Source organism: Streptococcus sp. HMSC074F05 (genome assembly GCF_001808725.1).
Lineage (GTDB): Bacteria > Bacillota > Bacilli > Lactobacillales > Streptococcaceae > Streptococcus > Streptococcus parasanguinis_I.
This window is the reverse complement of the sequence record NZ_KV794411.1, coordinates 38,006-62,050: the sequence shown is the minus strand read 5'-3', so window position 1 is coordinate 62,050 and position 24,045 is coordinate 38,006. Positions and strand designations below refer to the sequence as shown.

General features: G+C 42.6%; 20 protein-coding genes and 2 pseudogenes. 4 read left to right on the top strand and 18 right to left on the bottom strand.

All coding sequences use genetic code 11. From position 1 onward, the window contains the following. Positions 1-35: 35 nt before the first annotated feature. From HMPREF2685_RS04050 to HMPREF2685_RS04030, 5 genes are all read right to left on the bottom strand, one after another. Positions 36-1,490, bottom strand: a complete 1,455-nt coding sequence (locus HMPREF2685_RS04050) for a glycoside hydrolase family 32 protein (RefSeq protein ID WP_070465432.1) — start codon at positions 1,488-1,490, stop codon at positions 36-38. 9 nt (positions 1,491-1,499) lie between these two features. After that, the gene (locus tag HMPREF2685_RS04045) at positions 1,500-2,375 is read right to left on the bottom strand and encodes an NAD(P)H-hydrate dehydratase (protein WP_070465429.1); all 876 of its coding nucleotides are present in this window, start codon (positions 2,373-2,375) and stop codon (positions 1,500-1,502) included. A 52-nt stretch (positions 2,376-2,427) separates the two neighbouring features. Next, positions 2,428-3,201, bottom strand: coding sequence for an HAD-IIB family hydrolase (locus tag HMPREF2685_RS04040; RefSeq protein ID WP_045759174.1), 774 nt, complete (start codon positions 3,199-3,201; stop codon positions 2,428-2,430). A 13-nt stretch (positions 3,202-3,214) separates the two neighbouring features. Then, positions 3,215-4,069, bottom strand: coding sequence for a bifunctional methylenetetrahydrofolate dehydrogenase/methenyltetrahydrofolate cyclohydrolase (locus HMPREF2685_RS04035; RefSeq protein ID WP_041826248.1), 855 nt, complete (start codon positions 4,067-4,069; stop codon positions 3,215-3,217). A 165-nt stretch (positions 4,070-4,234) separates the two neighbouring features. After that, complete coding sequence (locus HMPREF2685_RS04030) at positions 4,235-4,465, bottom strand: DUF1797 family protein (protein ID WP_003005989.1); 231 nt, start codon at positions 4,463-4,465, stop codon at positions 4,235-4,237. A gap of 248 nt (positions 4,466-4,713) precedes the next feature. Between HMPREF2685_RS04030 and HMPREF2685_RS04025 the strand changes: the two genes are divergently transcribed. From HMPREF2685_RS04025 to HMPREF2685_RS04015, 3 genes are all read left to right on the top strand, one after another. Then, positions 4,714-6,969 (top strand): ATP-dependent Clp protease ATP-binding subunit, encoded by a 2,256-nt coding sequence (locus tag HMPREF2685_RS04025; RefSeq protein ID WP_070466677.1) that lies wholly within the window; start codon positions 4,714-4,716, stop codon positions 6,967-6,969. A gap of 312 nt (positions 6,970-7,281) precedes the next feature. Next, complete coding sequence (locus tag HMPREF2685_RS04020; protein ID WP_070465426.1) at positions 7,282-7,731, top strand: NUDIX hydrolase; 450 nt, start codon at positions 7,282-7,284, stop codon at positions 7,729-7,731. 67 nt (positions 7,732-7,798) lie between these two features. Next, positions 7,799-8,101 (top strand): DUF1827 family protein, encoded by a 303-nt coding sequence (locus HMPREF2685_RS04015; RefSeq protein ID WP_003012157.1) that lies wholly within the window; start codon positions 7,799-7,801, stop codon positions 8,099-8,101. Positions 8,102-8,202: 101 nt separating this feature from the next. Here the strand turns inward: HMPREF2685_RS04015 and ileS are convergent, their stop codons facing one another. The 13 genes and pseudogenes from ileS to typA form a co-directional block, all read right to left on the bottom strand. Beyond that, positions 8,203-10,995 (bottom strand): isoleucine--tRNA ligase, encoded by a 2,793-nt coding sequence (ileS, locus tag HMPREF2685_RS04010; protein ID WP_070465424.1) that lies wholly within the window; start codon positions 10,993-10,995, stop codon positions 8,203-8,205. Between the two features lie 252 nt (positions 10,996-11,247). Further along, on the bottom strand, positions 11,248-12,066 hold the full coding sequence (locus HMPREF2685_RS04005) for a DivIVA domain-containing protein (protein ID WP_049483060.1): 819 nt from the start codon (positions 12,064-12,066) through the stop codon (positions 11,248-11,250). A 9-nt stretch (positions 12,067-12,075) separates the two neighbouring features. After that, positions 12,076-12,867 (bottom strand): YlmH family RNA-binding protein, encoded by a 792-nt coding sequence (locus HMPREF2685_RS04000; RefSeq protein ID WP_024055398.1) that lies wholly within the window; start codon positions 12,865-12,867, stop codon positions 12,076-12,078. Between the two features lie 6 nt (positions 12,868-12,873). Then, positions 12,874-13,138: pseudogene (locus HMPREF2685_RS10465) on the bottom strand (YggT family protein). Between the two features lies 1 nt (position 13,139). Beyond that, positions 13,140-13,511 (bottom strand): annotated as a pseudogene (locus HMPREF2685_RS10960) (cell division protein SepF); the annotation flags it as partial. 267 nt (positions 13,512-13,778) lie between these two features. Beyond that, entirely contained in the window at positions 13,779-14,447 is a 669-nt protein-coding gene (locus HMPREF2685_RS03990) for a YggS family pyridoxal phosphate-dependent enzyme (RefSeq protein ID WP_070465418.1), read from the bottom strand. A gap of 2 nt (positions 14,448-14,449) precedes the next feature. After that, positions 14,450-15,715, bottom strand: a complete 1,266-nt coding sequence (gene ftsZ / locus HMPREF2685_RS03985) for a cell division protein FtsZ (protein ID WP_003005955.1) — start codon at positions 15,713-15,715, stop codon at positions 14,450-14,452. A 15-nt stretch (positions 15,716-15,730) separates the two neighbouring features. Next, positions 15,731-17,119, bottom strand: coding sequence for a cell division protein FtsA (gene ftsA / locus HMPREF2685_RS03980; protein ID WP_049498360.1), 1,389 nt, complete (start codon positions 17,117-17,119; stop codon positions 15,731-15,733). A 142-nt stretch (positions 17,120-17,261) separates the two neighbouring features. Beyond that, a complete protein-coding gene (locus HMPREF2685_RS03975) occupies positions 17,262-18,485 on the bottom strand; it encodes a cell division protein FtsQ/DivIB (protein WP_070465416.1) in 1,224 nt (407 codons plus the stop codon). Continuing rightward, entirely contained in the window at positions 18,469-19,551 is a 1,083-nt protein-coding gene (locus HMPREF2685_RS03970) for a UDP-N-acetylglucosamine--N-acetylmuramyl-(pentapeptide) pyrophosphoryl-undecaprenol N-acetylglucosamine transferase (protein WP_070465413.1), read from the bottom strand. Before HMPREF2685_RS03970 ends, HMPREF2685_RS03975 begins: the two co-directional genes overlap by 17 nt. Before the next feature lies 1 nt (position 19,552). Then, entirely contained in the window at positions 19,553-20,902 is a 1,350-nt protein-coding gene (gene murD, locus HMPREF2685_RS03965; RefSeq protein ID WP_070465409.1) for a UDP-N-acetylmuramoyl-L-alanine--D-glutamate ligase, read from the bottom strand. 90 nt (positions 20,903-20,992) lie between these two features. Then, positions 20,993-21,241: a DUF3165 family protein gene (locus HMPREF2685_RS03960; protein WP_049507003.1), complete on the bottom strand. Its 249-nt coding sequence runs from the start codon at positions 21,239-21,241 to the stop codon at positions 20,993-20,995. Positions 21,242-21,264: 23 nt separating this feature from the next. Continuing rightward, on the bottom strand, positions 21,265-23,112 hold the full coding sequence (typA, locus tag HMPREF2685_RS03955; protein WP_070465406.1) for a translational GTPase TypA: 1,848 nt from the start codon (positions 23,110-23,112) through the stop codon (positions 21,265-21,267). Positions 23,113-23,290: 178 nt separating this feature from the next. Here typA and HMPREF2685_RS03950 point away from each other — a divergent pair, with 178 nt between their 5' ends. Beyond that, complete coding sequence (locus tag HMPREF2685_RS03950) at positions 23,291-24,016, top strand: 16S rRNA pseudouridine(516) synthase (protein WP_070465404.1); 726 nt, start codon at positions 23,291-23,293, stop codon at positions 24,014-24,016. Positions 24,017-24,045: the final 29 nt, after the last annotated feature.

The following is a 24,045-nucleotide window of genomic DNA, read 5'->3' as shown; positions in this document are numbered from 1 at the left end:
AGACTTGTCTTTTTGTTTTAGGAGGCTTTTGTATCCTATTTTTGATAGGTTTTTACGACCCAATTGACCCCTTCATCTGCTGTGAGAGTATAGACGGGATTCTCAGTCGTTTCATAAAAGGTCATCGAGAGAGTTTTACCATCCACGAATACTTCAATTGAGTTGGTATCGCGAATGATCGAAAAATGATGATCCTTTTCAGCATTTAACTGAATCCATCTCGATTGAAATACTGGATTTTCTTTTCCAGAAATTGGGTGCCCAAATTGGTCTCGACTTAAGCTAAAGCGTTTTTGAGAGGCGTCGTAAACCAATTGCAAGACACTATCAGGATCGGTTTCATCGCCATATCCAAGGATAAAGGAGCGACCCGGTTTGGCATCTAGCTCAAACAAGGTTTGTTTCCCTCTAGCCGGAATCGTGATCTGATTGCCCTGAACAATAGTTTCAGACGTATGCTCTACAAGAAAGTGTTCGTTCACTGACTCAGGTAACTCCTGAACCAATCGTCCGTCTTTCAGAGACAATTTTCTTGGAAGAGTCATACTACCTGCCCACCCATGAGCTAAATCATGACTGGGGATAGACCGGTGCCACATTTGCATCCAGGCAACCATGTATCGTTCGCCATTTGGTCCTTGACAAGTTTGAGGGGCATAGAAATCCAAACCACCATCCATTTCATCATAGGAATCGACATGAAAGCGCCCTGTTTCCCAATTCATGTCACCGATAAAAGCAACTGTCGAATTTAAGTTCCAGTATTTTTCTTGCTGCCTTTCCATTTCAATGGGAGACAGGATCAAGACCCATTTACCATCTAAAGGGAAGAAATCGGGACACTCCCACATAATCCCTTGCCCTTTTTCACCTTCTAGAAGGACTGATGTAAAGTCCCAATCTACTAGATTACTTGATGCAAATAGGAGAATTTGACCTCTTTCGTCTGGTGTCTTAGAAGCAACGACAGCGTAATAGTTTCCTTGATATTCAAATACTTTAGGATCACGAAAATCTGCAATATCTGCGATCCCCTCAATATGTTGAGCATGGATTACTGGATTAGTAGGCAACTTTTCAAAGGTAATGCTATCTGTCGACACCGCAAGACACTGCGTCTCTTCTCGCTTTTCCCCATCGTCTACATGACCAGTATAAAGCAAATAGAGCTTGTCATCTTTCACAATAGCACTACCCGAGAAACAACCATCCTTATCATAGCTTTCACTTGGTGCTAAAGCTACTGGCAATTCTTCCCAATGGAGAAGATCTTTTGATTTGGCATGCCCCCAATGCATGGGACCCCAAACACTATCATAGGGATAGAATTGGTAAAACAAATGGTATTCCCCTCGGAAATAAACAAAGCCATTTGGATCGTTCATCCAGCCGATTGGAGGTAGCAAATGAAATGCTCCTCTATATTGCTGGTCAACCTTCTCCCTGTTTTCATCGATATACTGATTTGCTTTTCGAATGCTTTCCTTCATCTTTTTTACCTATTTTCTATTTTCAGTGCTGGTAACCTGATCTTTGTCACTCCACTTTTTCATCCATTTGGGAATTTCTTGGCTAATGGTCGTGGGTAGAACCACATAGGCCTCCTTGCTCAAGTCCTCAGCAATGGCTGAATGGAGATAGGTCGCAACCACCACGCGCTCATAGAGACTGACCTGTGGGAATTGACCCGCAAATCCTGCGATCATCCCTGCCAAGGTATCTCCCATACCCCCTGTTGCTTGATAGGGACCACCAACATCTAGCTGATAGCCCTCATCTTGCCCACTTGTCCAAATGCGGGTGTGTGGCCCTTTTTCTACAATGACAGTCCCTTGAGGAAAGTTCTGTACTGCTCTTCGACTCTTGCCTTCTGTCTGGCTTGCTAGATCAAGCCCTGACAGTTTTTCCCATTCTTTTTGATGGGGGGTAAAGACCAACTGAGCCTCTGGCAGGTCAAACTGAGAGGCTGCAAAAAGACTAATAGCTCCTCCATCTAATATCAAGACCTGCTGGCTAGAGACTTGCTCAAAAATCATGTGCAAGATTGCTTGGTTTTCTCTTGCTTCCTTAAAGCCTGGACCGACAAGAATCACGCTGGCTTTTTGGAGCTGCTCACAAAGGAGTTCGTGATCTGCCAAATCAAAGCCCATGGCTTCAGGAAGATGGCTATGAAGGGCTGTCAGATTATCAGGATCTGTTGCGACAGTGACCAGCCCCGCACCACTATGAACCGCAGCAAGCGCCGCCATAATGATGGCTCCCCCATAAGGGTAAGTCCCTCCAATCAAGAGCAGGCGACCAAAATCCCCTTTATAAGAATTCGCCTTTCGCTTTGCAATGACACGCTGGATCTCTTCTTTTTGAACTGTTCTCATACCTTCCTCATTTCTAGCGAAAAAGGAGAAGCCACGACTCCCCCTCCTTCTTTTATTTTCCTCTGAATTCTGCGAAGACTTGCAAGATTTTAGCAGCCACAGCTTGTGGTTGATTTTGTTTGGCTACCAATTGATCATCCGCATAAGGCCGAAGGGCTGGAAAATCACCAATTTGAACTGCATAAAGAGCTTTTTCAAAGAGCTCGATATCATTTTGATCATTGCCAAAAGCCACGAAATTCTCTCCACAGAGTTCTTCTACGGTTGTCGCTTTATGCGTATCTGCTGGATTGAGATAGATGCATTTTTCATGCGCATGATAGCGGATATGGGCCTTGTCTGTCTTTTCGATCCGCTCGATGATCTCATCCACGAGCTCCTCATGGCCACCCATATAGATCACGACCTTAATCGGATCTGTCAGCTCCTCTAATGAACGATACTGGGCTTTCTTGAGGGGATCTACATTAGCAACAAAAGGAATCTTTTCCAAAATCTGTCCGCTGTAATCAAAGGTATCATCCACAAAAAATGGTAGATTGTAATGGCGGCAAAAGCCAAGGACTTCCCGATACACATCCTTGTCCAATTGTTCCTCATATACTAATTGCCCCTGGCGATAGGCCAATCCACCATTTAAGCCTATCACGAGTTGCTGACTCAATGGGTCCCCTAAAAGACCCAAGCAGTCCCGGTAAGAACGTGCAGAAGCAAAGGCGACTTCATGACCAAATTCTTCTGCTCTCAATAAGACCTGTTTGATTTCATCATCGATTGTGACACCATCGAATGACAGGGTTCCATCTAAATCAAATACAAACTTCATCTTGTTCACACTTTCATTTTTTTAAGGCACGAACAGCTGCTTCGTAGGTCTGCTCCATCAGCATGGTGACGGTCATAGGCCCAACCCCTCCTGGTACCGGGGTAATATGACTGGCCAAAGGGGCAACGGAGTCAAAATCGACATCCCCACACAATTTGCCATTCTCATCGCGATTCATTCCGACGTCAATAACAACGGCGCCTTCTTTCACGAAGTCTGCTGTTACAAATTTCGCACGACCGATCGCAACAACCAAGATATCTGCTCTTCTAGCAATTTTAGGCAGATGATGGGTCCGGGAATGGGTCAAGGTTACCGTCGCATTTTTGGCGAGGAGCAACTGCGCCATGGGTTTTCCAACGATATTGGAACGACCAATCACGACTGCTCGCTTCCCTTCTAGATCAATCCCGTACTCTTTGAACATCTCCATGATCCCAGCAGGCGTCGATGGCACCATAATAGGATTTCCAGCCCACAAGCGTCCCATATTCAATGGATGAAAGCCATCCACATCTTTTGCCGGGTCAATCGCTAAAAGGACTGCATCCGCATCGATATGCTTAGGCAGTGGCAACTGCACCAAAATCCCATGCCAAAGGGGATCCTGATTGTAGTGTTCGATCACTTCTAATAATTCAGCTTGGCTGATGCTTTCAGGAAGTCGTCTCACTTCACTCCGAAAGCCTGCCGCAATAGCAGAACGCTCTTTATTTCTTACATAGATTTTGCTAGCTGGATTATCTCCTACCACGATGACAACGAGGCCAGGCACAACTCCTGTCTCTTCTTTTAATCGTGCTGTTTTCTCTGCAATCTCACCCTGTAATTTTGTAGCGAGCGCCTTCCCATCAATGAGTGTCGTCATATCAATTCTCTTTCTAGTCAAGTAATGAAAATAGTCCTCTCTATTATAGCAGATTTCAACTCTCAAACCTAACTGTTCCTATTTAGAATTTCTTATAGACGAAAACTATAGCCAGATGGACAAAAAATGAGCTTGAGACCACCCCAAACTCATCCACACAGCTGCTTAGTAAAGCAATTCATAAATTTCCATTGCAATTAAATCAATGCTATCAAATGTATAGGTTTCACGCGCTTCAACATCACGAAGTGTAAAGGTTGAACCTTCTTCTTCATTGTGGTTGTAGGCTACTTCAGCGACAACAACACCGTCACGTTCAAAATTACGTTTCAAGTTTCCACCGTCTTTTGTCATCGTCTCCAAACGGTTGATAATCCGTACTAAATGTGATTCCATTTTATTTCTCCTCTTAACTTTCTACTCTCCTATTTTATCATAAAAGAGAAAGCTCTTCCAATAAAAATTCACATTTTTCCATTGATTTGCTCTCATCTTCACTCCTTAGCGACATTCCGTAGCAAATTCTTGCAAACTTCTAGAATACTGATATAATGAAACTATAAATCTTTGACTATTTTTGACCTTTCAAAAATAGGCTCGTCTCTTGATGGAAAACCATCAAAAACCTACTGTGAGGTATGTATATGCTTTGTCAAAATTGTAAAATAAATGAATCAACCATCCATTTATATACAAATGTAAATGGACGTCAGCAGCAAGTAGACCTCTGTCAAAATTGCTATAAAATTATGAAAACAGACCCTAATAACAGCTTCTTGAAAGGCATGACCCAACGGAGCCAACTCACTGGAGATCCTTTTGAAGATTTCTTCAATAACCTTGGAAACTTCCAAAGTCCGCAAGAACCTCAAACCCCTCCAACTCAATCCGGAGGCAGTTATGGAGGTGGCGGCTACGGCCAAAACAATAACCGTGGTGGTGGTCAAGACCCTCGTCAAGCACGCCCTCAAAAGCCAAAAGGACTGTTAGAAGAGTTCGGCATCAATGTCACAGAAATTGCCCGCAAAGGGGATATTGACCCTGTCATTGGCCGTGACGAGGAGATTATCCGTGTCATCGAAATCCTCAACCGTCGAACCAAGAACAATCCGGTTCTGATTGGAGAGCCTGGGGTCGGAAAAACTGCCGTAGTGGAAGGCCTGGCTCAAAAAATCGTCGATGGCGACGTTCCACATAAATTGCAAGGAAAAGAAGTCATCCGCCTAGACGTCGTCAGCCTCGTTCAGGGCACAGGCATCCGTGGTCAATTCGAAGAACGCATGCAAAAATTAATGGATGAAATTCGTCAACGTGAAGATGTGATTCTGTTCATCGACGAAATCCATGAAATTGTTGGCGCAGGATCAGCTGGTGAGGGCAATATGGACGCTGGAAATATCCTCAAACCAGCCTTGGCGCGTGGAGAACTCCAATTAGTCGGTGCTACTACCCTCAATGAATACCGTATTATTGAAAAAGATGCAGCCTTGGAACGTCGGATGCAGCCCGTTAAGGTCGATGAGCCAACGGTTGAAGAAACCATTACCATCCTCAAGGGCATCCAGAAAAAATACGAAGACTACCACCACGTCCACTATACAGACGGGGCCATCGAAGCGGCAGCTATTCTTTCAAACCGCTACATCCAAGATCGCTTCCTGCCAGACAAGGCCATTGATTTGTTGGATGAAGCGGGATCTAAGATGAACCTGACCCTAAACTTTGTGGATCCAAAAGTGATCGACCAGCGCTTGATTGAAGCGGAAAACCTCAAAGCTCAAGCGACACGCGAAGAAGACTTTGAAAAAGCAGCCTACTTCCGCGACCAAATCGCGAAATACAAGGAAATGCAAGGTCAACATGTCACCGATCAGGAAACCCCTGTCATCAGTGAAAAAACTATTGAACACATAGTTGAACAAAAGACCAATATTCCTGTTGGTGATTTGAAAGAAAAAGAACAGTCTCAATTGATCAATCTGGCTTCTGATTTGAAAGCTCATGTGATCGGTCAAGATGATGCAGTAGATAAAATCGCGAAAGCCATTCGACGCAATCGTGTCGGCCTAGGATCGCCAAATCGTCCAATCGGAAGCTTCCTTTTTGTCGGACCAACCGGTGTCGGGAAGACCGAATTGTCTAAACAATTGGCGATTGAACTCTTTGGTTCTGCAGACAATATGATCCGCTTTGATATGAGCGAATACATGGAAAAACACAGCGTAGCGAAACTAGTCGGAGCTCCTCCGGGCTATGTGGGCTACGATGAAGCTGGACAACTAACTGAAAAGGTCCGCCGCAATCCATACTCTCTCGTTTTGCTGGATGAAGTTGAAAAAGCCCATCCAGACGTCATGCACATGTTCTTGCAAGTCTTGGATGATGGCCGTCTGACAGATGGTCAAGGCCGCACTGTCAGCTTTAAAGATACCATTATCATCATGACCTCTAATGCTGGAACTGGCAAAGCTGAGGCCAATGTTGGTTTTGGAGCAGCTCGAGAAGGACGCACCAACTCTGTACTTGGAGAACTCGGTAACTTCTTTAGCCCCGAATTCATGAACCGTTTTGATGGCATCATTGAATTCCAACCTCTATCAAAAGAAAACCTGCTTCAAATCGTTACCCTCATGCTCGATGAAGTCAATCAACGTCTCGCACAAAATGAGATTCATCTGGACGTGACAGAGAAGGTGAAAGAAAAATTGGTCGATCTGGGATACGATCCAAAAATGGGGGCCCGCCCACTCCGTCGTACCATCCAAGACTATATCGAAGATGCTATTACCGATTATTACCTGGAACATCCAAGTGAAAAACAACTCAAAGCCGTCTTGACCAGCAATGGAAATATTAGTATTAAATCGGTTTCTAAGACAGTTGAAAAGACAAAAGAATAATCATCCAAATTATGAAAGAATGAGGCTGAAAAGAAGTCAGAATCATAATCAGTAAATGTACATTCAGAGAGTGGGACAGAAATCGGTAATTCGTTAGAATTCGATTTCGTCGTCCCACCTCCGCACAGTTGAGTAGGACTGTAAAAGCTGATGAAAGCAGCGTAGTAGAGCCCACTCAACCACTGCGTCTTGCTCGACAATCCAAAAACAATTGAGAGGCTAGGACTTTTGTCCCAGTCTCTTTCTTTTTTCCCTCCAGATTTTTGCTAAAAAATATGATATAATGATGAAAAAATAAGAAAAGAGAAAACCATGACCATTCCAAGTTTTGGTGAAAAGAAACAAGATGTGACCTACGTCAATCGCTATGGTGTCTACGCTGTTATTCCCAATAAGGACAAGGATCAGATCATCCTCGTTCAAGCTCCAAATGGGGCTTGGTTCTTACCAGGCGGGGAAATTGAGGCAGGTGAAGATCACTTACAAGCTCTGAAACGGGAACTGATCGAAGAATTAGGCTTTACCGCTGTTTTAGGGCAATACTATGGCCAAGCAGATGAGTATTTCTATTCCAGTCATCGCGACACCTACTACTACAATCCTGCCTATATTTATGAAGTGCTAGACTATACAGAAGCTCAAAAACCACTGGAAGATTTTAACAATCTTGCTTGGTTTCCTGTAGATGAAGCTATTAAAAAACTCAAACGTGGCAGTCACAAATGGGGCATTGAACAGTGGAAAAATACCCACAAAAAATAAAGGAATTCTTTCACAAATAATAAAAAAGTGCTATAATAAATGAAGATAGAGGTTAGGAGGAACTCATATGAAGCTCATTAATACCACAAATAGTCATGCTGCACTGGTCAAAAGCCAACTTGCCAGCACTGATGCCTTGCTTGTCGAGGTTTATTCCGCGGGCAATACCGATGTCGTTTTTACACAGGCCCCAACACACTATGAATTATTGATCAGTAACAAACACCGAGCTATTCGTGAAACTGAAGTAGAAAAAATTCGTGAGTTCTTTTTAAAACGTAAGATTGATCTTCAAATCATTGACCAATCCGCTATTAAAACCCTCTACTCCGATAAACTAATTGAAATTTCCTTTCCAATTACTAAGTAAGGCCAATTTGCCTTACTTTTTTCTTTCCTTAATGCATGAATCTCTACACTATTCTAGCCATTAAAAAAGAAGTTCCTTTATGGAACTTCTTTTAATGGCTTTTATTTAGCTTCAAATCCTTCTGCGACTGCATCCGCAAAGTTCTCTTCGACGATGCTTGCACAGTGATCACAGATGGTTGCGTGGTAGTGACGTTCAGCCGTTGTTGGATCGATGCGACGGCAACGGTCACAAACTTCACCAGCGGCACGTTCAACTGTGAAGGCTACATCTTCAAAGGTCACTGCATCTTCTGGAGCTGGTCCTTCTGCGATCGTCAATTCAGAAACAATCAAGAGTTGAGCAACATTGCTATCAACAGCTCCAAGAAGTGTTTTCACGACTTCGTTTGGATAAACTGTCAAGTGAGCTTCAAGTGATTTACCAATCACTTTTTCATTCCGTGCTTCTTCCAAGGCCTTTTGCGCTTGACCACGGAAGTCCATGAAGGCTGACCATGTATCCAAGATTTCTTCTTGGTTGGCAAACGTTTCTGCTTCTGGCAATTCTGACAATTGAACGAAGTCTTCTGCTTCAAACTCAAGATAAGACCAGATTTCTTCAGCAGTGTGAGGAAGAATTGGAGTTAAGAGTTTCGTGATTTTCACAAGGATATCATAGAAGACTGTTTGCATTTGACGACGTTCAAGGGATTTTGCACCTTCAATATAGACAACATCTTTGGCAAAATCCAGGTAGAAGGCAGACAAATCAACGTTGATAAAGTTGACTAGCGCTTTGTAGATCGTCAAGAATTCGAAGTTGGTATAAGCATCACGAATCGTCTTAACAAGTTGGTTAAAGCGAATGGTCATGTACTTATCAACAGAACGAAGTTCTTCGTAAGCGACTGCATCCTCAGCTGGGTTAAAGTCAGAAGTATTGGCAATCAAGAAACGAAGGGTATTCCGGATCTTACGGTAAGTCTCAGACACTTGGCTCAAGATATCCATTGAGATACGCACGTCATTGCTTGAGTCTACACTGGTTACCCAGAGACGCAAGATTTCAGCACCAAATTGCTTTTCAACATCACTTGGAGCGATGGTATTTCCAAGAGATTTAGACATCTTCTCACCTTTACCATCCAAGGCGAAACCTTGAGACAAGATTTGTTTATAAGGCGCTACACCATGGTTCGCCACAGAAGTGATAAGAGATGAGTTGAACCAACCACGGTATTGGTCTGAACCTTCCAGGTAAAGATCAGCTGGATATTTGAGTTCTGGACGGTTAACTACAACCCCATTCCATGATGAACCCGAGTCAAACCAGACGTCCATGATATCTGTTTCTTTTGTAAATTCCCCATTTGGTGAACCAGGATGCGTAAATCCTTCTGGCAAGAGGTCTTTCGCTTCACGTTGCCACCAGATGATGGAACCATGTTCTTCAAAGAGTTGCGCTACATGTTCGATGGTTTCAGCTGTCATGATTGGTGTTCCGTCTTCTGCATAGAAGATTGGAAGGGGCACACCCCAGGCACGCTGACGAGAGATGACCCAGTCACCACGGTCACGAATCATGTTATAAAGACGCACTTTCCCCCATTCTGAGTGGAATTTCACTTTTTCAATTTCGTCCAAGATATCTTGACGGAATTTTGATACAGAAGCGAACCACTGTGGCACGGCACGCCAGATGATTGGTTTTTTCGTACGCCAGTCAAATGGGTAAGAGTGAGAGATTTCTTCTTGAGCAAGGAGCAAATCTCCAAGTTTTTCGATAACCGTTGGAACAACCTTGTCATAGAACTGACCTGCAAAGTCAGGACCAGCATTCTCCATCATGATTCCGCGTTCATTAACAGTAACAGCAACTTCGAGGCCATTGGCAATCCCTACATTGTAGTCATCCTCACCAAAACCAGGAGCAGTATGGACGATACCAGTACCTGAATCAAGGGTTACATGCTCACCAAGGATCACCAATTCATCCACTTCCGGATCCCATGGATGTTCTGTCACGATATGGTTCAATTCTTTCCCTTGGTAAGTCGCAAGGACTTCAGCATTTTCCCAACCGAATTTTTCAGAAAGACTTGGTAAGAGTTCAGAGGCTACGACGTACTTGCGGTCAGATCCAGCAGGTTTTACTACGACATAATCAAACTCTGCACCCACCGTCAATCCACGAGAAGCTGTAACCGTAAATGGAGTTGTTGTCCAGACAACGATGTAAGTGTCTGTATCTAGGACACCCTTACCATCTTTAACTTTGTTCGCATAGTAAAGGGAAGTTGAAACCAAATCATGGTATTCAATTTCTGCTTCAGCAAGGGCTGATTCAGAAGACCAAGACCAGTAAACTGGCTTAGCTCCACGGTAGATATAGCCTTTATTGGCCATTTCACCAAAGACGCGGATTTGTGCTGCTTCATAGTCAGGCGTCAAGGTTACATAAGGATGGTCCCAATCACCTGAAACACCTAAGCGTTTAAAGTCTTCGCGTTGTTTATCTACTTGAGAAAGCGCATATTCACGACAGAGTTTCAGGTACTCAACTAAGTCCATTTCTTTACGTTTCACACCTTGTTTAGCCAAGACTTGCTCAATTGGCAAACCATGGGTATCCCAACCTGGAATATAAGGGGCGTAAAATCCTGACATAGATTTGGAACGAACAATGATATCTTTTGAGATCTTGTTCATGGCATGTCCCACGTGAATATTTCCGTTGGCATACGGAGGGCCATCATGAAGGGTAAAATGCGGTTTCCCTTCATTCAACTCTTGACGGCGTTGATACAATTTTGCATCTTCCCATTCTTTTTGCCAAACAGGTTCTTTCGTTGGAAGCCCAGCCCGCATTGGAAAAGCTGTTTTTCCAAGATTCAATGTTTCTTTGAGTTTCATTATGTCTCCTTATTGATTTAAAAGCTATAAAAAAACACGAGCATCCTAAAAAGGACGATTGCTCGTGGTACCACCTTTGTTCGAGAAGTCGCAAGCGACCTTCTCCTCTCATCCCGTAACGAGGGAAACGTCCGTTCTTACTCAAGGGTTCAGAACGAATACTGTAAAAGGATCATCCATTAAGAGGGAGTGCAGACCTTCCACCATCATCTGCTCGCTAGACCTATCATTAATGGACCTGTTTTTACAAAATTATAAAATATTGACAGATTCACGATTCGTTTCGTCTTCTGGTTGAACCGGTTCCTCAACAACCGCCTCATTTTCATGACGAGCGTGCTCTGCTTCTTCTAAAGCGGATTGAACTTTTTCATTCAAACCTTCAAACGCTTGTGTTGCACCCAATTCTAAATTAGCTGCTTCGATGCGTTTTTGCAATTCTTCGATTTCAGCTGGAGAGAATTGACGAGTCAAATCGATATTCTCATTTTCTGGATGATGGTGCACTGATTCACCCAAAGCTTTTTCCACAATTTCACGGAAAGCTTCATCACTTGTCTGAATATACATAGCAGTTGGACGAAGAATTTCATCCCATTCAGGCGTATCGATAATGCTCAATTGGCTTTCGATGGTTGATTTCAAACGTTGATGGAAGACACGTGTCTTGTTTTTCAATTCTTCCGTTTCAACTGCAACTTTCTTGGCATTATCCGTTGCATGACGAAGGATTTCATTTGCTTTTTGTTTTGCTTCATCTACTAAATGTTGTGCATCTTGTTCAGCTTGACGAACAATATTTTCAGAACGTTCGTTAGCTGCTTGTTTTACACGTTCAGCAGTATCTTGTGCAATCAAAACAGATTGACTCAATGAATCTTTCATTTCATCAAAATAGTTTAAGCGTTCTTCAAGAGCATGAATTTTTGCTTCTTGATCATGATTTAAACGAACAAGATCTTCATAATCGCGAACAACGATATCTAGAAATTCTTCTACTTCGTTCGCATCATATCCTCTAAATTTAACGCCAAAAGTTTTATCTTTAATTTCTAAAGCAGTAAGAGCCATAACTCCTCCTCATTTTTTACTCAAGAGTACTTCAACAGTTACTTTATATTTTCCACTCTTTGAAATACCATTTTCAGAAACAATTTTAAGACGCCCAAAGCGTCGAACACTGACTAAATCATTCAAACCTACAGTATAGCTAACATTGGAAGTTGTCGCATAATTAACTTTCACCAAGCCAGAACTAATCAACTGACTGGCTTGTGAGCGCGAAAGCTTGAAAGTCCCAGCAATCACCTTGTCTAACCGAAAACTCGACACGAGAATATCTCGCTGTTGGCTTTCTTCCTCTACGATCATTTGTTCAGATAGAGGAACTTCCCTCAGCTTAACAGGTACCCGAGAAATTTTCTGGATGTGATCCATGAAATAGTGAACAAAACGCTGTTCAACAAATACTTGGATCTTTCCTTCACTCGTCAGAATATCTCCAAAGGACTTGCGCTCCACACCTAATTGGTGAACAATGGTCCCCATTACCTGGGAATGGGTCAAGTGATGAAATTTTGAAGCATAGACCATTTCCAATAAGGCCAGATCAAAGTCACTTGGATCTAATTGGTAATAATCCGGAGCAACAATAACCTTGGCATACTCCATTTTCTGCTCATCACTGGAAGCAAAGACCTGTAATTGATAGCTTGTCGCAACATTTCGTAAAATAGCGACCTGATGAGGGTTTAAAAAACCTGTCACTTCAACAGAATAGCGTTCAATTACTCTTTCTGACAATTCAATACAACGATCAATAAATTCGTGATCTTCGCGATTGAAATGTTGGTAAATCTCTGTCTGTCCCATCGTATTCTATCCAATCAAAAGTAGGAACAAGCGGGCTAATAACTGATTCATCAAGTTCAAGACCAAAAGTGCCACTAGAACTGTAAAATCCAAGCCCCCAAACTGCAATGGTAACTTTCTAAAAAGGCTCAAAAATGGTTCAACTAGGCGGTGAACCATTTTGTCCAAGAGTACTCTGAGGTGCCCCAGGGAACCAAGATAGTAAGGCATAGATGACAAGAATGATGGAATAGATTTGAATGATATTTGATAAGTATTGAAAGATAATCATCTTAACGATTACGTTTCATATCATAGTCAAATTCTGTCACTTCCACATCATTTGGAAGGCGGATATCTTCAATGTTAACGACTACATTAATTGGAGTCAACAAGTACATGGTACTTGCAACACGACGAAGATTTCCTGCTAAAACATAACGAGCCCCATCCAAATAATCTAAACAACGACGTGCTTGTACTTCTGTCATATATTGGAAGTCAATCAAGATACTCTCATTAGATAGTAATAGATCAACAATTTCAGTCGCTTCCTCGTATTTGCGGGGATAGCGTACATCAATGGTAATCTTTTCATCTGTATTCGCACGATTAGCAGCCAATTCACGTTGACGTTCATGCAAGCGAGTAATATTCTCAGATGTATTTTTCGTTGTTGAAACAGGTTCCTTCACTGCCGCTGTAGACACTGGAGTCGTAACAGGTGCAACAGGAGTCGGTTTTGGTCTTACCGGTTCTTTTTGACTAATCTGTGGACGTGGAGAAGTCACTTGAGGAGTCGGCTGTGGCTGTGGAACTGGTTGAGTTTCCGCCCCAGCTGCTTTTGCCTCGCGAACTTCTACTTCTTCACCGTCTTCTGTGAAGTAGTCAATAAAGTTGTTAAATTTATCTTTTAATGACATAATTCTTTCCTATTTAAAAAATGATGTCCCAATTCTAACATAAGTCGCTCCGTTCGCAATGGCTAATTCAAAGTCACGACTCATACCCATACTTAGTTCTGAAAAAGGCATATTTTTTAATTGTTTCTTTTCTAGTTGTTTCTGAAGTTGGTGAGTTTTTGAAAAAATATCCTGCAACTCTTCTTGACTAGCCTCAAAAGGAGCCATCGTCATTAAACCAACAATTTCAATTTTGTCCAGCTGTGCGATTTCCGCTAAAACATCATCCAGTTCATCGGGTGCAAATCCATGCTTACTTTCTTCACCAGAAATGTTCACTTGGAGGAAACACTTGATTGGGTGTTCTGCTCGCTTTTGAATTTCTTGAGCCAGCTTCACCGAATCCAAGGCATGAAAGTAATCGACGAGATTGATCACGTCTTTTACTTTCCGCCGTTGGAGGCTCCCAATCAAGTGCCAAGTGAGATCATACTCTTTTAGAGCTTGATACTTTTCTAGGAATTTATCGACACGATTTTCACCGATATGTTGGATACCTGTTTTCACCAGTGCTTCTGTTGTAGCAACATCCACATACTTGGTGACAGCTATCACATTAACTTGATCTTGACGGTTGGCTTTGTTTCTTGCTGTTTCTACTTGTTGCCGAACAAGATCAGCATTTTCTACCAGATTCATGATTAACGATTCCGGAAGAATGGTGGTGTTTCCAATTCATCATCATCTGAAGATGAATCTACGTAACGATCAACTTGATGTGTTGATGTTGGTTCAGTTTGGCGAACGATATTCTCACGACGAATATCCCAATCACCAAAGGCTGAGCCACGGTTTGGTTCTACCGCTGGACGACTTGGAGTTGTTGGCAATTCAACATCTTGTTTCAAATCAAATTCACGGTCAAATGGTGCAGCTTGTGGGCGTTGTTCACGTGGTCCTGTTTTATAAGGACGTTGTGAAGAAGCAATGCCGCTAACGCGTTCTACCTTGTCTTGACGGACACCAGTTGCAACAACCGTCACGCGGATTTCATCTTTAAGAGATTCATCAATAGATGTACCCAACCAGATATTCACTCCGTGACCTGCAGCTTGGTTCACAATTTCTGAAGCTTCTTCAGCTTCGATCAATGTCATATCCAAACCACCGGTTACGTTGACGATCACGTCTTCTGCACCATCAATTGTAGTTTCAAGAAGTGGAGAGTAAATGGCTTTACGAGCTGCTTCGATAACGCGTTCTTCACCACTACCGACACCAATACCCATGAGGGCATTTCCTTTGTTTTCCATAACAGTCTTCACGTCTGCAAAGTCAAGGTTGATCAATCCAGGACTTGTGATCAAGTCAGTGATCCCTTGAACACCTTGACGAAGAACGTTATCTGCTTCACTCAAAGCTTCAAGAAGCGGTGTCTTCTTGTCTACAATTTCAAGCAAGTTGTTATTAGAAATAATCAACAATGTATCTACATGTTCGCGAAGTTCGTTGATCCCTTCTATAGCGAAGTTGCCACGTTTTGAACCTTCAAACCCGAATGGACGAGTCACAACGGCTACTGTCAAAGCACCTACAGCTTTGGCAATACGAGCGATGACTGGTGCAGCACCTGTACCAGATCCTCCACCCATCCCTGCAGTGATGAAGACCATGTCTGCACCTTGCAAAGCTTCTGTTAACACTTCTTCGCTTTCTTCAGCTGCCTTACGACCAACTTCAGGTTGACCTCCAGCACCCAATCCACGAGTCAATTTTGGACCCAATTGGATAACTGTTTCAGCTTTTGCACTTGAAAGTGCTTGAACATCTGTATTAGCCGCGATGAATTCTACACCGGCAACGCCTTCGTCAATCATACGATTGATGGCGTTACCGCCACCGCCACCGACACCGATTACTTTAATTACTGCACCTTGTGCCGCTGCTGTGTCAAATGAAAATGTCATAAATACTTACACTCCTTAATCAAACATATTACCGATCAAATTTTTCATTCGGTCTGTGAATGTAGCTTTTGGTTCTTGTTTGCTATCATTGCTTGCTGCTGGAATTTCTCGAGCATCCACTGGAGATTCAATCTTCTCAGCATTGTATGCAGGTACTACCGGTTGTGCTGGAGCAGCAGGTTGTGGTTGTACTTGTGGTTGCACTGGACGATCAAATTGAATCGGTTGTTGACGCAAGACTTCGTCTCCATGAACCGCAGCTTGAGCAATAATATCCACATCTGTCAAATTGCCTGCATATTCAGACAAGCTAATTACATGGGCAAAAGCTGGATTGCGAATTCCAATTTGATTTGGAACAAACAATTTCACATTTACACCAAAGACTTCTTGAGCCAATTCCTCAACACCAGGAAGGATCGCTCCTCCACCGATAATCACAATTCCACCAGGAAGATCCAACAGATGTCTTCTCTCAAGGTCTTGCTTGATTTGCTCAAAGATGTGTTTGATACGTGCTGAAATGATTTCAGCCAAGTACTTCTCAGTCACTTCAACTGGCTCTACTTCACCGATGACTTCTACATGGAAGACTTCGTTTCCAGCAGATGGCACATAGGCTTCACCATAGTTGAACTTCAAGCCTTCTGCCAATTTTTGAGAAGTTTTCAATACTTTAGAAATATCTTTGGTAACATAATCGCCACCTTCTTGGTAGATATTTGTAAATTGAAGTTCTTGGCTACGAACAGATGCCACCGTTGTTTGGCCACCACCCATATCGATCACCGTTGCTCCGAATTCACGTTCGCCTTCATTCAAGACTGTTTTGATCATCGCAAGCGGTGAAATGATGATGTTTTCAACTTGTAAGCCTGCACGTTCAACAGTTTTACGCAAATTGTGCAAGATTGTACGAGGTCCTGTATAAAGAAGGCCACGCATTTCAAGTCGGATCCCCATCATTCCGCGTGGATCGCGGATTCCTTGGAAACCATCAACTGTGAATTCCTCAGGAATGAAGGTGATTACTTCACGATCCGGTGTCATACTTTTTGTGAGTGCAGATTTGACAACATTTTCAACATCTGCATCTGTGATTTCTTTCGAATCACTTGTGACTGGAATCATTCCTTGAGTTGCTTCGATTTGTAGTAAGTTTGCAGGCAACCCAACATTGACTAGATTGATTGAAATCCCTGCTTTTTCTTCAGCTTGGCTGATTGCATTTTTAATTGCATTTGAAGCAGCTTCGATATCTACTATAATTCCATCTTTGACGCCAGCACTTTTTGCATTGCTGACTCCAATTACATTCATTTCTCCATTGACATGTTCTGCCACCAATACTTTTATTGAACTAGTACCGATATCTAAACCTGTAAAAAAGCCGTCTCTAGCCATTACACCAGTCCTCTCTCTTTATTTGTTTTCACTTTACATCTATTTATAGCCCTTTTAGTTGGAACTATCCAAATTTCATTATATCACAAAGAAGCCTAAAATGGACATTTTTTCTTCAATTATTTGAGATAATTTATGGGCTTTACTCATTCCCAGAAGAATTTTCTCCTTCTGGATTCTGTTCTTGATTCTGTTCTTGGCTTGCTTCCTCAGAATGTTCTTCTTGCTTTTCTGTACTTTCAGCCTTTTCTTTTTCAGCTTGCTCTTTGGCATCTGCGATGGATTGTTCACTATAGCTGAAGACTCCAGCCTCCATATCAATGGTGGAATCATCGTCTAATTGCTTACTGATCGCCTTATAATAAGGAAGCTTGCGGGTAATTTGGGAAACAGGCACCAAGATTTTATTATCGTTTTTCATGGTGATGGTCACCAGATCCTTGGTGACCTTACTCGGTGTCAGATCAACCGAAACAATTTTATCCGTAATGGAAGAAGAAATAGACTTCATTTCTTGGACAAATTGTCTAACCAATTCTCGATCTGAGAATTTTAAGCTAATATAGGAGGACGGCAATTCCGAAGCTGGAGTTACTGTCTCCACTACTTCTCCATTTTCCAATACTGGATAGTGGTCTTCTCCGGTCACATAATAGGCAACCACTTTGTGTTCCACGATATTGACTTTAAAAGTCACAGGAAATTGATAATGCATGTGAACCTCTTTGATCCATGGACTAGCCGTTTTCATATTTTGTTCATAGACCGATTTATGAAGGAAAGTCGTCAGAGTATAATCTTCTTCTTTGATGCGACTTTTTTCATACAAGAGTTGCTGGTCAACCGCCTTGTTCCCTGAAAATTCAATCACTTTCTGTGTGGACAAGGGACTTAAAAAATAGATGGAGAGAAGGGCGACAAGCGAGCTGATTCCGATAACCGGAAGGGCACGATAGATATGGCGTTTTGCCACTGTCGGTTCCTTCTTTGGCTTTTTCGTCTTTAAGCCTTTAAAGAATGAAGGCTTTTTCTCTTGTTTCTCTGAAGGATCTAGCTCCTCTTTAGCCGGATCAACTTCTTCTCCTTCTGAACTTTCTCCATCCGCATCTGGATCCTCTTCGGCCTCAGATTCATCTTCCTCTTCAGACTCTTCTATTTCTTCAGATTCTTCCTCTGAGACGGAAGCTGTCTCTTTTTCTGAAAGGTCTTCGTCTTCTTGTGCTTCTTCGCTTTCAGTTTCCTCTGTTTCAGCTTCTTCCGCTTTTTCAAGCGCTTTTTTTTCTAAATATTCTTTGTTTCTTTTTTGCCAGGCTGACAATTCTGTAATTTTGTCATCCGTTGGCGTTTTTTTATTGTCGTCCGTCATCTTTTCCCTTACTGATATCTTTTTGAAGCAGGCCATAAAAATCGTCTAGTGAAAGGAGTTCTGTCGATTTTTCCATTGCTTGGTGGTAGACTTGGCTTTGCTTCAACATTTCTTGAATGGTTTCATTAAAGGTTTCGAGGGTCAATTGATCTTCCTGCAATTGCTCTGCATAACCTTTATCCACAAAATATTGGGCATTTTCAATCTGATCGCCACGGCTAGCTTCTTTTCCTAGCGGTACGATCAGGTGGAGTTTGTTCATGGCCAAGAGTTCAAACAAGGTATTGGCCCCACCTCTAGTCACCACTAAATCAGCCTTCTGGAGCATTGGCAAATACTGATCGGTTACATAATCCACTCGATACAAACCACCCTCAGCCTGATTCAATGTTGAATCGCCCGTCAAATTGATGATATTGTAGTGCTGCAAGAGCTCTGCTTGATGCTCTGTCACAAATTCATTAAAGACACGAGCACCAGCAGATCCTCCGACAAAGAGAAGGATCGGCAAATCTTTTCGGAAACCTTTTGTTTTTTCGTCTAATTCTTCAGAAGTTGTCGGAATATGATCTGTAACCTTGGTTACCGCACCGATATGCGCACTCTTTGTTAAACCATGAGCTTGCTCAAAAGTCGTGTACATCTTGGTAGCGAATTTATAAGCAATTTTATTGGCCAATCCCATCGAGAGATCGGACTCATGGATATAGACAGGAACACGCGTGAGTCGGGCCGCAATCACTGGTGGCACAGAGACAAATCCCCCTTTTGAGAAGAGAACTTGTGGGCGCACACGAAGCAGGATTGCAATGGACTGGAGCGTTCCCCAAGCTACCTTGAACACATCCATCATATTTTGGAAAGAGAAATAGCGGCGCAATTTCCCCGTTGCAATTGAATGGAAGCGTACGTCTAAGCCAGACTTTTTGATCTCTTGGTATTCGATTCCTTTTTTGTCTCCAATATAATGAACTTCCCATCCATCTTCGATAAATTTTGGAATCAAGAGGAGATTAAGGGTCACATGTCCCACGGTTCCTCCACCAGTAAACATTATTTTTTTCATCTTATTTCAACCCTTTTACTGTAGCAAGGAATTCATCCCCACGCACTTCAAAATTCGGATACATATCCCAGCTGGCATTGGCAGGACTTAAGAGCACAACATCTCCAGGGCTAGCCAAGTCGAAGGCTTTCTTTGTAGCATCTGCTACATCTGCCGCATCGACATATGAAACACCTGCTTTATCGGCTGCGCGTTTCACTCGTGGAGCTGATTCCCCGAGAATCACCATTTCCTTTAGGCCCGCAATATGAGGTACCAATTCATCAAATTCATTGCCACGATCAAGTCCTCCTGCAATCAAGATAACCTTGCTGTTATCAAAACCAGAAAGAGCTTTTTGTGTCGCTAAAATATTGGTCGATTTACTGTCATTGTAGAATTTGACACCTTGAATCTCATCTACATATTGTAGACGGTGTTTGACACCCCCGAAGGCTGACAAGGTTTCTTTAATGACCTCATTCTCTACTCCCCGGACTTTTGCAACAGCAATCGTTGCCAAGGCATTTTCTACATTGTGGCTTCCTGGAACACCCAGTTCATCCGCACGCATGACAGCTTCTCCCTTAAACTTGAGAAGTCCATCTTCCAAATAAGCTCCGTCCACTTTTTCGATTGTAGAAAATGGAAGGACCCTTGCCTTGGTTTTTGTAGCCAGTTCCTTAGCCAGGTCTTGGTTGAAGTTTAATACAATGACATCTTTTTCTGTCATATTCTTTTGAAGATTCCATTTGGCAGCTACATAATTTTCAAAAGAACCATGGTAGTCGATATGGGTTGGCATGAGGTTGGTAATCACTGCAATCTCTGGATGGAAGGCTTCAATGCCCATCAATTGGAAAGAAGACAATTCCATGACCAGAACTTCTTTTTCTGTCGCTGTTTGTGCGACTTGGCTGGCTGGAAAACCAATATTCCCAGACAATAGACCACCTTGACCAGCAGCCGTCAAAGCTTCCCCGATCATGGTTGTCGTCGTCGTTTTTCCGTTTGATCCTGTAATCCCAATAATTGGCGCATCTGAAATCAGATAGGCCAATTCCACTTCAGTAAGGACTGGAATACCCTTTTCAAGTGCTTTTTCGACCATCGGATTCGTATAAGGGATTCCAGGATTTTTGACCATAACCGCAAAGTCTTCATCCAACAACTCCAGAGGGTGCCCTCCTGTCACAACTTTAATCCCTTCTTCCAGTAAACTTTGTGCTGCTGGATTTTCTTCAAAAGGTTTGCCATCATTGACGGTCACAATCGCTCCTAGGCGATCCAACAAACGGGCAGCTGACTCGCCTGACTTAGCCAAACCTAATACAAGAACCTTTTTATTTTCAAATTGTTTCACAAATTTCATGATTTCTTCGCTCCATTTTTATCACTCTCTATTTTACCTTTTTTTAGCAAAATTAAAAAGCCCAAAGGGCTTTAAAAATCACGTCACCGTTTATTTTTTCTGTTTGGTCGTCATTTTGGAAATATCTACCAAAGCCAGGTAGCCAACAAAGGCTAGAAAGGCACCGACAAAAAACTCGGACGGTAGTTGGAATATCTGAAAAATGGCGAGACAAGCAAGGACGATAAAAGAGACGATCAATACCACCATTGTGACACTGTTTAAGGTACCACGAATACTCTTTGGGGTCATAAAAAGGTAAAAAAGGAGAATCAAAATCCCTAAGATAAAATAGACCATTTTGTTTCTCCTTTCTTTTCGTATTATTCAGCAGCTGCTGATTTTTTCTTTTTATTTGCTTTTTCGCGTTCTGCTTTGTTCAAGATTTGTTTACGCAAACGGATAGATTCAGGTGTTACTTCCATGTACTCATCGTCGTTCAAGAACTCAAGAGATTCTTCCAAGGTTAAGATACGAGGAGTCTTGATAACCGCTGTTTGGTCCTTGGTAGCTGAACGAACGTTGGTCATTTGTTTTGCTTTCGTAATGTTGACAGTCAAGTCGTTCTCACGAGAGTTTTCCCCAATGATCATTCCTTCGTAAACTTCTGTACCTGGATTGACAAAGATCGTACCACGTTCTTCAATAGACATGATCGAGTAGGTCGTTGCTTTTCCGTTATCGATGGAAACAAGAGCACCACGGTGACGTCCACCAATTTCTCCTGGAATCACTGGCAAGTATTGGTCAAAGGTGTGGTTCATGATTCCGTAACCACGTGTCATTGACAAGAACTCTGTTGAGTATCCAATCAACCCACGCGCTGGAACAAGGAAGACCAAACGAGTTTGACCGTTACCAGTTGCAATCATATCCAACATTTCACCTTTACGTTCAGAAAGGCTTTGGATAACAGATCCTTGGTATTCTTCTGGTGTATCGATTTGTACGCGCTCAAATGGTTCACATTTGACACCATCAATTTCCTTGATGATAACTTCTGGACGAGATACTTGCAATTCGTATCCTTCACGACGCATGGTTTCGATCAAGATAGACAAGTGCAATTCCCCACGTCCTGAAACTGTCCATTTATCAGGTGAGTCAGTCGGGTCAACTCGAAGAGAGACGTCTGTTTGCAATTCTGCTTGCAAGCGTTCTTCGACTTTACGAGAGGTCACCCATTTCCCTTCACGACCAGCAAATGGTGAGTTATTCACCAAGAAGGTCATTTGAAGTGTTGGTTCATCGATGTGAAGGATTGGAAGAGCTTCAACTGCATCTGTCGGTGTGATGGTTTCTCCAACGAAGATATCTTCCATACCAGAGATCGCAATCAAGTCACCAGCTTTAGCTTCTTGAATCTCGCGACGTTCCAAACCAAAGAAACCAAAGAGTTTGGTCACACGGAAGTTTTTAGTTGTACCATCCAGTTTAGAAAGGGTAACTTGGTCCCCAACCTTAACTGTACCACGGAAGACACGTCCGATACCGATACGACCAACGAAGTCATTGTAGTCAAGAAGAGACACTTGGAATTGAAGGGGCTCATCTGAGTTATCAACTGGAGCTGGGATGTGGTCGATAATGGTGTCAAAGATTGGCGCCATAGTTTTTTCTTGATCTGCTGGATCATCTGACAAGGATGATGTTCCGTTGATCGCTGATGCATAAACAACTGGGAAGTCAAGCTGGTCATCATCCGCACCTAGCTCGATGAAGAGTTCCAAGACTTCGTCTACTACTTCTGCTGGACGAGCAGATGGCTTATCGATTTTATTAACTACAACGATCGGCACAAGGTCTTGTTCCAAGGCTTTTTTCAATACGAAACGAGTCTGAGGCATAGTTCCTTCGTAGGCATCTACGACCAATACAACCCCGTCAACCATTTTCATGATCCGTTCCACTTCTCCACCGAAATCCGCGTGTCCTGGTGTGTCCATGATATTGATCCGAGTTCCGTTATAAGCAACGGCTGTATTTTTAGCAAGAATGGTAATCCCACGTTCTTTTTCAAGATCGTTTGAGTCCATTGCACGTTCTTGCAATTCTTTGCGTTCATCCAAGGTGTGCGATTGTTTCAACAATTCGTCTACCAAGGTTGTTTTACCATGGTCAACGTGGGCAATGATCGCAACGTTACGAATATCTTCTCTTAATTTTGTCATGATTTCCTCTATAAAATTTTAAATAATATTTCTAACTGAACAATTATACCACAGTCCTATCTAAAAAACACAGTTCAGCTAGTTGTAAATGTTTTCATCTTCATTTCTTTTCTCCGACTCGATTTCCTTTTCTTTTCATGATACACTGATGATAAGAATTTCAGAAAAAGAGGCTCCCATGAGATTAGATCAATTGATGGCAGACCATCATTACGCTCGCAAAGACATCAAACAACTTCTGGCCCGAAGGCAAATCTTGGTCGATCACCTACCAGCTAAAAAACTGTCACAAAACATCGACCCTGGACTCCAAGAGATTCAAATAGGGGAACGGCTCATTCAGGAACCGCGTCACCACTACTACATGCTCCATAAACCAATCGGGGCAGTGACTGCCAAAAGAGATGCCCACCACCAAACGGTGATCGAACTAGTAGATCCCCAACAAGAGTACCCAGATCTTTATCCGCTTGGTCGCCTCGATCGCGATACCAGTGGCTTGCTCCTCATCACAGATAATGGTCCTTTAGGGTTTCAACTGCTCCATCCTCAATACCATGTGGAAAAGGTCTATGAGGTAGAAGTCAACGGTCCACTCTATGCAGCCCACATAGAGCAATTTCAGAATGGGATTTCATTCAAAGATGGCCCCATCTGTAAGCCTGCTTCCTTAACCATTCTAGAAAGTAGCCCTAGCTACAGCAAGGCCCAGGTCCGAATCTCAGAAGGAAAATACCACCAAGTGAAAAAGATGTTCTTAGCCATTGGCGTCAAAGTAATGACCTTAAAACGCTTGTCTTTTGGTCCCTTCACCTTGGATGCTCAGTTAGTCCCTGGCGAAAGCCGGCCTTTGAATAAAGTGGAGCTCACTTGGGTCAAAGATTCCCTTGAAAAAACGAGATAAAAGAGGCTAGGACAAAAGTCCTAGCCTCT